General features: G+C 42.3%; 15 protein-coding genes. 13 read left to right on the forward strand and 2 right to left on the reverse strand.

Translation table 11 applies throughout. The features are described 5' to 3' along the window. The first annotated feature begins 46 nt into the window (after positions 1–46). From L0B70_RS02200 to L0B70_RS02245, 10 genes are all read left to right on the forward strand, one after another. Complete coding sequence (locus tag L0B70_RS02200) at positions 47–730, forward strand: restriction endonuclease (RefSeq protein ID WP_235142691.1); 684 nt, start codon at positions 47–49, stop codon at positions 728–730. Between the two features lie 336 nt (positions 731–1,066). Beyond that, positions 1,067–1,510: an SgcJ/EcaC family oxidoreductase gene (locus tag L0B70_RS02205; RefSeq protein ID WP_235143545.1), complete on the forward strand. Its 444-nt coding sequence runs from the start codon at positions 1,067–1,069 to the stop codon at positions 1,508–1,510. A gap of 483 nt (positions 1,511–1,993) precedes the next feature. Next, positions 1,994–3,370, forward strand: a complete 1,377-nt coding sequence (locus L0B70_RS02210) for an NAD(P)/FAD-dependent oxidoreductase (RefSeq protein ID WP_311195398.1) — start codon at positions 1,994–1,996, stop codon at positions 3,368–3,370. A gap of 209 nt (positions 3,371–3,579) precedes the next feature. Beyond that, on the forward strand, positions 3,580–4,644 hold the full coding sequence (locus tag L0B70_RS02215; RefSeq protein WP_235142693.1) for a Gfo/Idh/MocA family oxidoreductase: 1,065 nt from the start codon (positions 3,580–3,582) through the stop codon (positions 4,642–4,644). Between the two features lie 113 nt (positions 4,645–4,757). Beyond that, complete coding sequence (locus L0B70_RS02220; protein WP_235142694.1) at positions 4,758–5,900, forward strand: VWA domain-containing protein; 1,143 nt, start codon at positions 4,758–4,760, stop codon at positions 5,898–5,900. Between the two features lie 96 nt (positions 5,901–5,996). Further along, positions 5,997–7,451: a sigma 54-interacting transcriptional regulator gene (locus L0B70_RS02225; protein ID WP_235142695.1), complete on the forward strand. Its 1,455-nt coding sequence runs from the start codon at positions 5,997–5,999 to the stop codon at positions 7,449–7,451. Between the two features lie 134 nt (positions 7,452–7,585). After that, positions 7,586–8,056, forward strand: a complete 471-nt coding sequence (locus L0B70_RS02230) for a hypothetical protein (protein ID WP_235142696.1) — start codon at positions 7,586–7,588, stop codon at positions 8,054–8,056. A 65-nt stretch (positions 8,057–8,121) separates the two neighbouring features. Further along, entirely contained in the window at positions 8,122–8,553 is a 432-nt protein-coding gene (locus L0B70_RS02235; protein ID WP_235142697.1) for a DUF1810 domain-containing protein, read from the forward strand. A gap of 105 nt (positions 8,554–8,658) precedes the next feature. Next, positions 8,659–9,243, forward strand: coding sequence for a pentapeptide repeat-containing protein (locus tag L0B70_RS02240; RefSeq protein ID WP_235142698.1), 585 nt, complete (start codon positions 8,659–8,661; stop codon positions 9,241–9,243). 130 nt (positions 9,244–9,373) lie between these two features. Next, a complete protein-coding gene (locus tag L0B70_RS02245; protein WP_235142699.1) occupies positions 9,374–9,688 on the forward strand; it encodes an HPF/RaiA family ribosome-associated protein in 315 nt (104 codons plus the stop codon). A 97-nt stretch (positions 9,689–9,785) separates the two neighbouring features. Here L0B70_RS02245 and L0B70_RS02250 read toward each other — a convergent pair whose 3' ends face one another. Next, positions 9,786–10,709, reverse strand: coding sequence for a mechanosensitive ion channel family protein (locus tag L0B70_RS02250; protein WP_235142700.1), 924 nt, complete (start codon positions 10,707–10,709; stop codon positions 9,786–9,788). A 288-nt stretch (positions 10,710–10,997) separates the two neighbouring features. Between L0B70_RS02250 and L0B70_RS02255 the strand changes: the two genes are divergently transcribed. The 3 genes from L0B70_RS02255 to L0B70_RS02265 all read left to right on the forward strand — a co-directional run bounded on the left by L0B70_RS02255 (position 10,998) and on the right by L0B70_RS02265 (position 13,549). Beyond that, a complete protein-coding gene (locus L0B70_RS02255) occupies positions 10,998–12,512 on the forward strand; it encodes an FAD-dependent oxidoreductase (protein ID WP_407929693.1) in 1,515 nt (504 codons plus the stop codon). A gap of 110 nt (positions 12,513–12,622) precedes the next feature. Continuing rightward, on the forward strand, positions 12,623–13,162 hold the full coding sequence (locus L0B70_RS02260; protein ID WP_235142701.1) for a hypothetical protein: 540 nt from the start codon (positions 12,623–12,625) through the stop codon (positions 13,160–13,162). Between the two features lie 69 nt (positions 13,163–13,231). Then, positions 13,232–13,549 (forward strand): four-helix bundle copper-binding protein, encoded by a 318-nt coding sequence (locus tag L0B70_RS02265; protein WP_235142702.1) that lies wholly within the window; start codon positions 13,232–13,234, stop codon positions 13,547–13,549. A 181-nt stretch (positions 13,550–13,730) separates the two neighbouring features. On the opposite strand, the gene L0B70_RS02270 is transcribed toward L0B70_RS02265, so the two are convergent. Further along, the gene (locus L0B70_RS02270; RefSeq protein ID WP_235142703.1) at positions 13,731–14,177 is read right to left on the reverse strand and encodes a KTSC domain-containing protein; all 447 of its coding nucleotides are present in this window, start codon (positions 14,175–14,177) and stop codon (positions 13,731–13,733) included. Positions 14,178–14,304 lie beyond the last annotated feature (127 nt).

Raw genomic sequence — 14,304 nt, forward strand, 5'->3', positions numbered from 1 at the left:
CAATACCCAACCGTTATGCGTAATGTTAAACCGACAGAAAACACGAATGATACTAACGACTAAACAACCACAAGACTGGAAAGATTTACAGAAAAAGGTATCAGAGATTTTGCAACAGTGTGGTTTCAAAGTAGAAAAAGAGTTGACAACTGAGACAGTTAGAGGCAAAGTCGAATTAGATGTTTACGCAGAAGAAAATATTAAAGGAAGAAAATATTCTATTGTCTGTGAATGCAAGTACTGGAAATCAAATATTCCACAAACCGTAATTCACGGTTTTAGGACAGTTGTTAATGATTTGGGATGCAATGTAGGTTATGTTATTACTACCAGTGATTTTCAATCTGGCTCAGTTACTGCTACCGAAAATACAAATGTCGAACTCCTGACGTGGGAGAATTTTCAAGCACTTTTTTTTGAGAGTTGGTACGAATCATATTTTTCACCACAAATTGCCAAACGACTTGACCCAATTCTTACTTACAGCGAGCCAATTTTGCCAAAATGGTTTGATAAAATGAATGAAGTTGACAAGGATGCATATTTTAATTTAAAGGATAAATACGATTTGTTCGGTTGGATAGTTATGAGTTTTACACCATACGCACGAATGTTGACTAAAGACACAATTCCACCACTTCCTCTTCTTGACAGAGTTAAGGAAAACAAAGAAGTGATAGAGAGAATTCCAATTGAAATTTTAGAAGAAACTGGTATAATGAGTTTTTAGAAAAATGTTGCGAATTTGGTGACTTTGCAATTTCTGAATTTAGACAATACGGAGATAAGTATAATCAAACAAGTGATGAATAAAAACACTACGCATAACGAGGTATTTCTATTCGCGGGGGTTGAAGTTTACATCATAAAGATTTTTGCTAATTGTTCATTTTGTGATATTTATCAAGATCAGTTATAATAATCCCCGCCTGCGGAAATACCTAGCCCTTAGCGGTAATTGCGAAATGACCCCTTTAAAAACGCAAGTATGATAGTGAATTTGGAAATTACTAAATAAAAGTTATACCAATGGGAACTACAGGAAAACTAAAACGACGAAAAAAACATTCGTTCTCTCTATAAAAAATTATTAGAGAGTTGGAATAATAATCTTTCAAGTGATTTTGCTAACCTTTTTTTAGAGGATGGAAATGCAGTTGGATTTGACGGCAGCCAGATGATGGGCAGGCAACAAATTAATAATGCGCTTAATCAAATTTTCGCTAATCATAAAGTCGCTTCGTATGTTGGTATTATAAGAGAAATCCGGTCTCTTGCTCCCAATATTTTTATTCTGCGGGCGGTTGCAGGAATGGTTCCTCCTGGCAAAAAGGAGATTATTCCCGAAAGAAATGCCATTCAAACATTAATTGTCACTAAGGAATTAGAGGAATATTGCATTGCGCTTTATCAAAACACACCTGCCACTTTTGATGGAAGACCAGAACTACGCAAACAACTGACAGAAGAGCTTCAGGAACTTTTTAACAGCGGAAATACAATAAAATAAAATTTCGTTAAAGCAGTAAACGGAAAACAACGAAACCGTTTTTACAGCAACTTTTGTGGCTGATAGCTTCGTGTTCCGAAAACTCCCATTCCTTAAACCCGCATAACACTGCCGCCTAAATAATCCAGAAAGACTGTTTAATATCTTAGAAGTAAAACCTTCCATCGCTCGTTGATTCAATACTTTTTTCACTCCTTTTCTGAAATTTTTAAATTCAAAATTTCAGTGCTATGGATTTTGTACACTTCTAAATTAGGAATTCCACAAAAAAATCCGTATTTTGGCACTATTGCTTAATTCCTGAAATTGTTGTGGCGAGAAATCTTTCGCGCTAGTCCGTTACAATTTCAACTAAAGAGATTAACCCTCTTTCTTCTGCATTCCGCAGAAACTTTTTACAAGCTATTATTAACCCAGAAGGTGTGCTTTTAACAAGGCAGATCTTCTTCTTAAAATATTTTATTTATGATCAACAAAAATGTGATGAAAAACAAACGAATCGGTATTATTGGTGCGGGACCCAGCGGTTTGGCACAAATCCGTGCGTTTGAAGCCCTCAAAGATCAAGGTTACGCCATGCCCGAAATCATCTGTTTCGAGAAGCAGGAAAACTGGGGCGGAATGTGGAACTATTCCTGGCGAACAGGCGTCGGAAAATACGGCGAACCGCTACACGGCAGCATGTACAAGTACCTTTGGTCTAACGGTCCGAAAGAATGTCTGGAGTTTTCCGATTATTCTTTTGACGAGCATTTCAAGAAACCTATTTCGTCTTATCCGCCACGCCCGGTGTTGTTCGATTATATTCAGGGACGCATCAAAAAAAGCAACGCGCGGGATTACATCCGCTTCGATACGACCGTAAGATGGGTGAGTTATGATGAAGACACGAAAAAATTCAACATTATTCTCGACGATCTTAAAATTGATAAAACCTACTCCGAAGAACTCGATTATTTGGTGGTCGCTTCGGGACATTTTTCCACACCCAATATGCCTTATTTCAAAGGCATCGAAAATTTCCCCGGGACGGTGATGCACGCGCACGATTTCCGCGGCGCCGACCAGTTTAAAGACCGAAATATATTGCTGATCGGCAGCAGCTATTCTGCGGAAGACATCGGCGTTCAGTGTTACAAGCACGGCGCAGAATCTGTAACGCTGAGTTACCGAAGCAATCCCATCGGCATCGACTGGCCTGACGGAATTAAAGAACTTCCTTTGGTCACCCATTTCGACGGCGACACGGCCTTCTTTAAAGACGGCACCACTCAAAAATACGAGGCCGTAATTATGTGTACGGGCTATCAACACAAATTTCCGTTTTTACCCGACGAGCTACGCTTAAAAACAAAAAACAACCTTTATCCCAATCAGTTGTATAAAGGCATCTTTTTCAATCAGTTGCCCCAACTTATTTATCTGGGAATGCAGGATCAGTATTACACATTCAATATGTTCGATGCGCAGGCCTGGGTGGCACGTGATTTTATGATGGACCGTTTAAAACTTCCCACAGAAGCAGAAAGAAGTGTGGATATGGACAAATGGCTGAAGAAAAACGATGCGCTCGAAACGAGTATCGACAACGTGGATTTCCAGTCCGATTATATTAAAGATCTGGTCGCACTCTCCGACTACCCGCATTTTAGTGTGGATAAAGTGGCACAGATGCTGAAGGAATGGCTTCAGGACAAAGAAGAAAACATCCTCACCTACCGCGACAAAACTTACCAAAGTGTAGTTACCGGAACCATGGCCGCGCAACATCACACCGATTGGATGGACGAAATGAACGACACAAAAGAACGCTATTTATACGAAGCTGAGGCGGAAGAAATGATCCCCGAGAAAATTTAAATCAAACAAAAACACACCACTACTTTTCAATTTTTGAAGGGTAGTTTTTTTGTACACTTTTTTTACCTGATTTTATTTTGAAGCAACTAAATTTTGTTCTTCGATATAGAGTTCGCGCTCAGCAATTGTGGCAGTCGCGTTAAAAGTCCGTGCTGAATAAAAGTTCACAGATCACATTATTATAAATATATTTGTTTAAAAATAAACCTATGCAACTTGTAAAAGTCGGTCTTTGTGCTTTTGGAATGAGCGGAAAAGTTTTTCATGCGCCTTTTTTAAAAGAGCATCCAGGATTTTTCATGACAGCAGTCGTAGAAAGATCCAAGAACGAATCCCACTCAGATTATCCCGAAAGCCGAATTTATCGATCTGTTGAAGAAATGCTTCAGCAGGCTGATATTGAAGTCGTTGTCGTGAACACGCCCGTTCAAACTCATTTTGAGTATGCTAAAATAGCTTTGGAAGCCGGCAAAAACGTCATCGTCGAAAAGCCTTTTACCATAAATGTTCAGGAAGCCCAAGATCTGGTATCATTAGCACAGAAAAAAAACCTTTTCCTCAGCGTTTATCAAAACCGCCGCTTCGACCGCGATTATCTGCAGGTTGAAAAAATCTTGTCGGAAGGGAAATTGGGAACCATCAAAGAAGTGGAGATCCGCTTCGACCGATACCGCACGGAACCGAGCACAAAAGACCATAAAGAAAATCCAAACCTGCATGGCTCGGGTGCGCTGCACGATTTGGGCGCTCATCTTATCGATCAGGCCACGCAACTTTTTGGTTTTCCCGACAGATTGTTCGCCGATATTTTTTCCATGAAAGGTCCGGAATTCGCGAACGATTATTTTGAAATTCTATTATTTTACAGGAACGAAATGCGCCTGCGGTTAAAATCGTCCGTTTTTACCAAAGAAGCCCATTATGCCTATATTTTGCAGGGCGAAAAAGGCAGTTTTCTGCAGGAAAGATCGGATCGTCAGGAGGAAGAACTAGTAGGCGGCGCGATCCCGACCTTCAATGAGAACTGGACGAAACCTTTGGAAGAGAAAGATGGAATTCTAAATTATGTAAGTAAAAATTCAGACTCAGAACGGATTCTCACGTTAAGCGAACCCGGCAATTACATGGATTATTACCAGAACATTTACGACCATATCGTTTTCGGCGCTGCCTTACCTTCGCCCGGTGAAGAGATTATTAAAAATATGCAGATTATAGAAGCTTCACTGCAAAGTTCAGAAAAAGGAAAAATTGTGGATTTGGCTCATTATTAAGCGTTTTCTCCCATTTTTTGATTCAAATAATCATCATCACTTTTTTCTATTTTCAGCCAAGCCAATTGGAATGATATTTCTATACCTTGCGTGCAATAAATGCAAGAACGAAAATGACGAATAAAGAATTAAATTTTGGAAAAGGCTTTATCTTCACCAAACATACGCCCGAAGAAATATCACATTTCGATCGCGTGTTTGATGTCTTCAAAGACTTGCTCACGCATACTTCCGGCGATATTGAAGAAGCCTTCGAATGGCTGGATATGCTGGATAAGGAATACGATATTTTTACCGATGAGTACAGCCTCGCGGATTTTGAAGAAGATCTGAAAAAACGCGGCTACATTAAGGAAGAAAAAGATCCGAAAGACGGAAATACCGGTACAGGAAAAGGTAAAAATATTTTAACGGCTAAACTGGAAGCCGCTTTGCGCGAATTTGCTTTGGACCAGATCTTTGGGAAACTCAAAAAGAGCGGCATCGGAAACCACACTACGAAAAAAGTGGGTGTCGGGGATGAACGCGACGGCGAAAACCGCACCTTCCAGTACGGCGACGATCTTTCTTTGGTGAACATGACCGAAAGCTTGAAAAATGCGCAGATCAACAACGGGATCTCTGATCTGCGCTTAACAGAAGACGACCTCATCGTAGAGGAAACCAAACACAAAGCCCAAATGAGTACGGTTTTGATGATCGACATCAGCCACTCTATGATCCTGTACGGTGAAGACCGGATTACACCCGCCAAGAAAGTCGCTATGGCTTTGGTGGAACTCATCAAAAGAAAATACCCGAAAGATTCCATCGATATTATTGTTTTCGGGAATGAAGCCTGGCCCATCAAAATTAAGGATTTGCCCTATTTACAGGTAGGTCCGTATCACACAAATACCGTGGCAGGTCTCGAACTCGCCATGGATATTTTGCGCCGTAAAAGAAATACGAACAAGCAAATATTTATGATCACCGACGGAAAACCGAGCTGCATTCAGCTGCCGACGGGCGAATTTTATATGAACAGCAACGGCCTGGACGAAAGAATTGTATCTCAATGTCTTACGAAAGCAGCGCAGGCAAGAAAGCTTAAAATTCCCATTACCACCTTCATGATCGCGCAGGATCCTTATCTGCGGAAGTTTGTGGAGGTTTTCACCGCCCAAAATCAGGGAAAAGCCTTTTTAACAGGACTCTCCGGCCTCGGACAAATGATTTTTGAAGATTATGAAAAAAATCGAATCAAAAGAATTTAGGAAGCTGGCGACTTGAAAATCACAGACGCTTAGATATTAGCCTTATCAGAATAGCGAGTTAAAATAAATTTAGAAATAAATCTCATCAAAAAATACATGAAAAACGATATTACATTTAAAGAACTAAAAGATTCCGGTTTCCAGCATAAGACCATCAGTCAGGAAATTCAGGAAAACTTAATTGCCCGGATCAAAGCTAAAGAACCCGTTTTCGAAGGACTTTGGGGCTACGAAGACACGGTAGTTCCGCAATTGAAAAAGGCAATTCTAGCCGGACATCACATCAACCTTTTGGGATTACGAGGCCAGGCAAAAACCAAAATCGCGCGAAGCATGGTAAATCTTCTGGACGAATATATGCCCATTGTGAAAGGTTCTGAAATTAACGACAGTCCCTTCCACCCCATCTCGAAGTTTGCACGGGATATGATTGAAGAGCAGGGCGACGAAACCATGATTTCCTGGGTGCACCGCTCCGACCGTTTTTTCGAAAAACTCGCGACTCCAGACGTTAACGTGGCCGATTTAATTGGCGACATCGATCCGATTAAAGCAGCGACTTTAAAACTTCCTTATTCAGATGAACGCGTTTTGCACTACGGCATGATTCCGCGCGCTAACCGTTCCATTTTTGTGCTGAATGAACTTCCCGATCTGCAGGCGCGGATTCAGGTTTCCTTGTTCAATATTTTGCAGGAAGGCGATATTCAAATCCGTGGTTTTCAGTTGCGCATGCCGTTGGATATTCAATTTGTCTTTACCGCAAATCCGGAAGATTACACGAACCGCGGAAGTATTGTAACACCGTTGAAAGACCGCATCGGTTCCCAAATCTTTACCCATTATCCGAAAACCATTTCCCTGGCGAAACAGATCACGGAGCAGGAAGCGAGAGTTTCTACGGAAGATAAATCCCAGATCACTGTTCCGGATCTTGCCAAAGATCTTCTGGAAGAAGTGGCTTTTGCTGCGCGCGACAGCGAATATGTAGATGCTAAAAGTGGCGTGAGTGCACGACTGACCATCAGTGCCATGGAAAACTTAATGGCGGCCGCAAAACTGCGTTTAATTGAATCTGATGCAGATAAAACCACGATTAGACTGGTCGATTTCATGTCCATTATACCGTCTATTACGGGCAAAATAGAACTCGTTTACGAGGGCGAACAGGAAGGTGCAGATCACGTTGCAAAACTCCTTATCGATCAGGCAGTTCAAACACAGTTTGAAATGATCTTCCCACGAATTCCGAAACTGGAAAAAGAAGGCATCAAAACGCCTTATACCGATGTGATCAAGTGGTTCAACAAAAACTCCATCGAACTCAATTACAACGATACCGACAAAGATTTTAAGAAAAAACTCAACAGCATCACGCCGCTTGCGGCGGTTGTTGAAGAATACGCCGAACGCTTCAGCGAAGAGGATCAAAACTTCTGCAAAGAGCTAGTTTTGTGGGCTTTAACTATTAATAAGAAATTGGACAAATCGGAGAACGAGGACGCATATACGTTTGATTCTGCGGGCATTGGAAAATATTACAGCAATTAAAAATTGAAAGTACATTTAAATTCACCTCTCTTGATTTAATTTAGGAGAGGTTTTTTAGATTCCTTCTTCTTCCTGTTTTGCCCAGAAGAAAAACATGGCCAAAACGCTCAAACATTTCTAAAAAAAGAAAAAAAATGGACTTATTCAATACCGTTTCGTGGAACTTTATAGATACAGAATATGAGTCTGCAAAAGATTTTAACGCGAATTTTTTAAAATACCAAATTAAAACCGGAAAAGAAGCATCGTCCTGGAATCCGGATGAGATCGTAATTGAAAATGAAGCGGTCGACATTGTATTTATGGCCTGGATCGAAAAAAATGCTTTGGCAGACAACGAAACCCTTCTGGAGGAGGAAGATTTTTTTGATGATGAAAGCAAGAGCGAATTCGGCTTATTTCAAGCCGACATTCAGGCTCGTTTGTTTGCCGATAACGGAGAAAATTTCCCGGCCTCCGAATTAATGTACAAATTAGATAAACAGATTAAACCTAAAGAACTTGGCGATGAACATTGTTTTGAAGGTTTGGGCGCCTTGCAAAGTGACACTGCGGTTCCCAAATTCTACTTGTTTTGCGGAACCTCCAATACAAGCAGCAGATAAATTTGAGGCTTTAAAAATTCAACGAAAAATTTTAAATTTTTAAATTTGAAGGAAATACAAACGTGATGAAAGACGAATTACACCGATTTCTGGAAGCCCAGGAAAATACATACGACACGGCGCTGGCCGAAATAAAATCCGGTAAAAAGCGGAGCCATTGGATGTGGTATATTTTTCCGCAGATTCGCGGTTTGGGTCTCAGCGAAACGGCAAAATATTATGCAATTCATAACCGCGCGGAAGCTGAACTTTTCCTGAATCATTCCGTCCTCGGAAAACGGCTGCGTGAAATCTCGGCAGTTCTCCTCACTTTGAAAGAAAACAACGCCACTTCCGTTTTCGGCAGTCCGGATGACCTCAAACTAAAATCTTCGATGACGTTATTTTCTCTGCTGGAGGAATCCGACGAAAATGTATTTTCAAAAATTTTAAAAAAATATTACGGCGGTTCTGACGATGAAAAAACACGCCAGCTCTTAAACAACAACATAAGCTGACCTGAATAAAAAGAAATCATCTTTCAATCTTCTTCAACGCAAACCCTTAAAGCTTGCATTTAAAAAGCCTACATTTTAAATTGCAGCCCCAAATTAAATTTAAAAATGACCGAAACCTATGTCCGCGATCAGACCTTCGAAAAATTAGATTTTACGCAAAAACCTTTAGCGAAAGGAGAGTATGAAGACTGCACTTTCCGAAACTGCAATTTTGAGAACCACAACCTTTCTGGCTTTAAATTTACAACCTGCGAATTTACAGACTGCAACTTAAGTTTGGCACCGCTGAACGGCACGGCGCTGCGCGACATCAAATTCAAAGACTGTAAAATGCTCGGCCTCCAGTTCGAGCGCTGCAATGATTTTGGTCTCGCATTTTCTTTCCAAAACTGCCAGCTAAATCTCTCCTCTTTTTTTCAGCTGAATCTTCGCAAAACCTTGTTCAAAGACTGCCAGTTACGCGAAAGCGATTTTTCCGAAAGCAATCTGACCAGCGCGGTCTTCGCGGAGTGCGATTTATCTCAGGCCATTTTTCAAAATACCAATCTGGAGAAAGCCGATTTTCGCACGGCGTTTTATTACGTCATCGATCCGGAAAACAACCGTCTAAAAGGCGCCCGGTTTTCTGCAGCCGGAGTTTCCGGTCTGCTGGAGAAATATCAAATCAAAATTGAACACGAAATGCGGTAATGCAAACTCAGAAAAAAATGAAAAATATGTTAAACTGGTCTTAAATACAGCGATTCTCTGAGGAACTTGCGAAAGAATAATTATCTTTATCCATCAGGGAACATTCCACAAAATTAAATGTAAAATAAATATGGAAATCTTAATCAACACGGATAATAACATCACCGGAACCGCAGAAATGATTGCTTACTTTAAAACTTCTATTGCAGAAGATTTCGACAGATTCAGCGAGCATTTAACGCGCATCGAAGTAAAAATCAGCGACGAAAATGGCGATAAAAGCACAGGCAACGATAAAAGATGCGTCTTCGAAGGCCGCATTAAAGGCATGCAGCCCACTGTCGTTACAGCCTACGCCCCAACCGTGGAAAAAGCCGTGAAAGAAGCCTCAGACAAACTGAAAACCGCGCTCGATACAGTGATGGGCCGTTTGCGAAATCATTAAAAAAATATAAACTTTTACAGAAAAAGGCGTTCAGATTGAGCGCCTTTTTTTATTGAAATTGAAATACATTTCTTTTGAAATCCAGCGCCGGAAAACTTTACCGAACCGCACCTTCCGGAAATTTCACTTTCTCCTGCGCTGCATTCAGTAGCGGCAACGCTATTTTTAAAATCCGGTTCCGGCGTTCCGTCGTATCCGTAGGTTCCACGGGATAACTGATGACGGCTTCCATCCAGGCGTACACATTATTGCGGAAATAAACGGCCGGCTCCCACTGCAAATGTTTTCGCATATCAACGGACGGATATCTTGTTTTAAAATCCTGTCTGGCCGCCTCCAACAGACAATCCTCCACGAACTGAAGGTCGCTCGAAAAAGCGATCTGAATGGGAATTTCATTCCAGATAAACGGAATCTGCGGTCCCGAATAATTAATGATCTCTTCGCGCAAAATCAAACTGTTCGGAAAACGAACGGTACGCCCGCTGCGTCGGTCATTGCCCAAATAATCGCCGCTGCATTCCAGAATAGACGTGTCCAGATAATTGATTTCCACCACATCGCCACGAAATCCTTTGATCTGAATCCGGTCGCCCACCAAATAGGATCGCCGGAAAACCAGATAAATCCACGCGATAAAAGACGCGATAGGCGCCTGCAGCGCAAAACCTAACACCAGAGAGATCAAACCAAAACTCACAGCCGCGGCATAGAGATTTTGAAATAAAAACGACGCTGCCACGATCAGGCTGAAAACGATAGCCAAAAACCGCACGATGCGCAGCAGATTGTACCGGTCGCCTTCCAGATGATTCTGGCTGTTCACCAGCCTTTCGACGACTTTACTGAGCAGAAAGATGACGGAGATCAAAAATAAACTCAAACACAGTTTCCGGATAAACGGCACATATTCCGCCCAGGTCTTAAAAAGAGGCAACTGAATTAAATAATAAACAGCCACAAGCACCACGGCGACCGAAGCGTAGATAATAATCCATTTTTTGTTATGCTGCTTTTCCATAAAATTCAAATTAACGAAGCACGTACTTTAAGTGCGGGTTTTAAAGTTCAAAAAAGATAAGAAAAAAAATGCAGTCCGCGATGTTTCCCGAAATTTTGTTGCGGATTTTTGCACGCTGATTTTTTAAGTTCAAGTCCTTGCAATTCCCTTTTCTTTTGTTCGTTTGAATTTTCCCGTTCTTCGTACACTGATTTCTTTCAAAATAAACCGTTTTCTGTATATTTGAAATCTTCACGGCGAGGCTTAGACAGCACGGTATTTCAGCGAGTTTTGATTTAAATTATCGCCATGAAATCACTTCAAAAAGAAAAACCAAAAAAAATCACGGATCAAGCAGAAATAAAAATGACGGAGAACGATCAACCTTGCTGGAGTGTTTGCGCCGACTGCCAGGGACTCGGCAAAAAAAAGCGTCGCATCCGGAAAAGTCTGCGCCTGCGCTATCAAAATGATCTCGCGGCCTTCGAAAAAACCGGCCGTCTGGGACCTGCGCCCGCTCCGCCGTTGGCACAACTGTACATTTGTCCCACGTGTTCCGGCGCCGGCATTGTTCCTGCCGAAAACTTTCCGCCTCCCGATACCGAAAAATATCCGCACGTTGCCATCATCGGTGGCGGCATTGGCGGTGTCGCGCTTGCCGTGGCGTGTCTGCACCGCGGAATTCCGTTTACGCTGTACGAGAGGGATGCGGGCTTCAACGAACGTTCCCAGGGCTACGGCCTCACGCTGCAACAGGCGAGCAAAGCCATCGAAGGCTTCGGCATTTTTAATTTGGAAAAAGGTGTCATTTCCACGCGGCATCTCGTCCATACGCCCGAGGGAAAAATCGTCGGCGAATGGGGCATGCGAAAATGGCTCGAATCGGAAAATGAACCGAAAGGCAACCGCAAACGCACCAACATCCACATCGCGCGGCAGGAATTGCGTCTGGCACTGCTCGATCAGCTCGGCGGAAATAATGCGGTGCAATGGGGACATCAACTCCTTGATTTTAAAGAAAATACCGACGGAAAAATCGATCTCGCCTTTCAGGTTGGAGGAAAAGTAAGAAGTGCAAAAGCCGATCTTGTTGTGGGCGCGGACGGCATTCGGAGCGCTGTGCGAAACTTTTTGATCGGCGAAGAAATTTCACCTTTGCGCTATCTCGACTGCATCGTGATTCTGGGAATTTGCCCGTTGAGCGCGCTTCTTAATTCCGACCATTCTTTGCTCGATTCTGCCACCGTTTTCCAAACGGCGAATGGCAACGAACGAATTTATGTAATGCCTTTCGACGCAGACTCGGTGATGTGGCAGCTGAGTTTTCCGATGTTTGAAGACGACGCCAAAGATCTGAGTTTGAAAGGCGCAGCCGCGCTGAAAGCGGAAGCGCTTCGAAGAACACCGTGGCATGAACCGATTCCGCAAATCCTCGCCGCCACACAGGAAGCCCAGATTTCCGGCTATCCCGTGTACGACCGCGCTTTGCTCACCGCCCACTTTTTGGAGAACGCCGGCGCGGCAACATTGCTCGGCGACGCGGCGCACCCGATGAGTCCCTTCAAAGGTCAGGGCGCCAATCAGGCGCTTTTGGATGCGCTGTCCTTGGCGCGAGAAATTACTAAAGGGGCAAAATCTTTTGCGTCCTGGCGGGAAAATGGTTTGCGCAATACAGTTTTAACCGCTTACGAAACCGAAATGTTGGCGCGCAGCGCGACGAAAGTCCGCGATTCGGCGGCTGCCGCGCAGTTTTTGCATTCCGACATTGCGCTGTTTGAAGGCGACGAACCGCGCGGGCGGGTTTTGAAACGCGGAGATCTGTAGATATTTTTTTGGCTTGAATTAAATTTTAATCGAAACTTCGCTTAACCTTGAGAAGGTTTGGAACTTTGACAAGGTTGAAACATCACCATTAAACATTTTAAATGAAAAAAATGGCAATATTGTTTTTACTTCTTGGGATCGTCTGTCTCGGGCTTTCCGTTTATTTTTATACGAAAAAAGAAACACCACACCTCACCACCAATGAAATCATCAAACAGAAAGGCGATGATTTCGAGGATTATATCATTCAGCTTTTGGGCAAACAGGACGACATCAAATTCGTTGGCAAAGTTTCCGATTATCATAAAGACGGCGTGTCTGCTTTAGAGAATTTCGAACCGGATTTAAAATTCAAATTTCACAATACGGCTTTTGCCGTGGAATGTAAGTGGCGCAATTCTTTTAATGCGGGCAAGATCACGTGGGCCAAAGACTATCAGATCAGAAATTATAAGGCCTATCAAAAAACGAAAAATGAAAAGGTTTACGTCTCGATAGGCATTGGCGGTGAGCCGGGGGCGCCACACCAATTATTTTTAGTGCCACTTTTTCGCCTCACTCACAGTTTTGCGACCGAGGAGTACATTAAAGAATTTGAGATCAAAGACAAAAAGCAAATTCCGATGGTTTTAAAGATGGGCCTGCGTTAAAACATTCCGCATAATCAGCGTGAAAAAATATTTTTTTGTATATTTAAACGTACATCAAAAAATATTCTTATGAAAAATCAAAATTTAATTGATGCTTTAAACAGTTGCATTGCGGCGTGTAATTACTGCGCCAATGCCTGTTTGGGCGAAGAAAACGTAAAAATGATGGCCGACTGCATCCGCACTGATATTGTGTGTGCCGAAGTGTGTGCCACCACCGTGAAACTCGTCGCCATGGACGTTTCATCTGCCGCCGAAATGGTTGCGCTTTGCGAAAAAGTTTGCAGAGAATGCGCGGAAGAATGCGCGAAACACGAGCACGAACACTGCAAACAATGCGCGGAAGCCTGCAGAAAATGCGAGGAAGCGTGTAAAGCTTACGCCTAAAGTCAAAAAATTATTCTCTGTTGACTAGCCAGTGATTTTTTTCGATGCGATCTTGTTAAAATTAGCGTTACCGTAGAGCTTTACCTCATCCAATTTTGAGCACGCAGAAAAGTTTAACGCGAGCCAAAAAAAGCACAATTTTCACGCGAAAATTGTGCTTTCAATTTTAATAATTTCGATATTATTCCGCCATCACTTCTCCATTCTTACGGTAAATAAACTTGCCGTAGATGTGTCGTCTTGCAAAACGGCTGGGCGAATCGGAGTTCACCATTTTAAGATAAATATTTCTGGGAACACCGATGTATTCGAACATTTTGCCGTTGAAATGCTGCACTTTTAAGATCGATTTCTCCAGATAAAAATCCTGAATAATCGAGTTGGAAATGGTTTCGGTGTATTCTTCTTTGTATTTTTCCTGCGTTTCGGGATTGATGCTCACCAGAAAGTGGTAGGCTTCGATGACGGATTTGCTTTTCTCCTCCGCCTCGAGTTTTCCGGCTTCGTCGTCCACGAATTTATCCGGATGTGCATCTTTCATCGTATTCCGGTAAATTGTTTTGAGGTCTTTTAAAGTCGCGGTTTTATCTACACCCAGAAGTTTTCTGTGTTCGCCAATTCTTTTCATAATCTGTATCTCTTTTTCGGGGTGCAAAATTAGGGATTTAAATTTTAACCGCAACGCAACAATTTGATGATTTTCAGAAAGTTAATAAAGACGTAGTTTTAGCTATCACGAAGTCGTTAAAAAGCGA

The sequence above is a fragment of the Kaistella sp. 97-N-M2 genome (assembly GCF_021513235.1).
In the GTDB taxonomy this organism is placed as follows: Bacteria; Bacteroidota; Bacteroidia; order Flavobacteriales; family Weeksellaceae; genus Kaistella.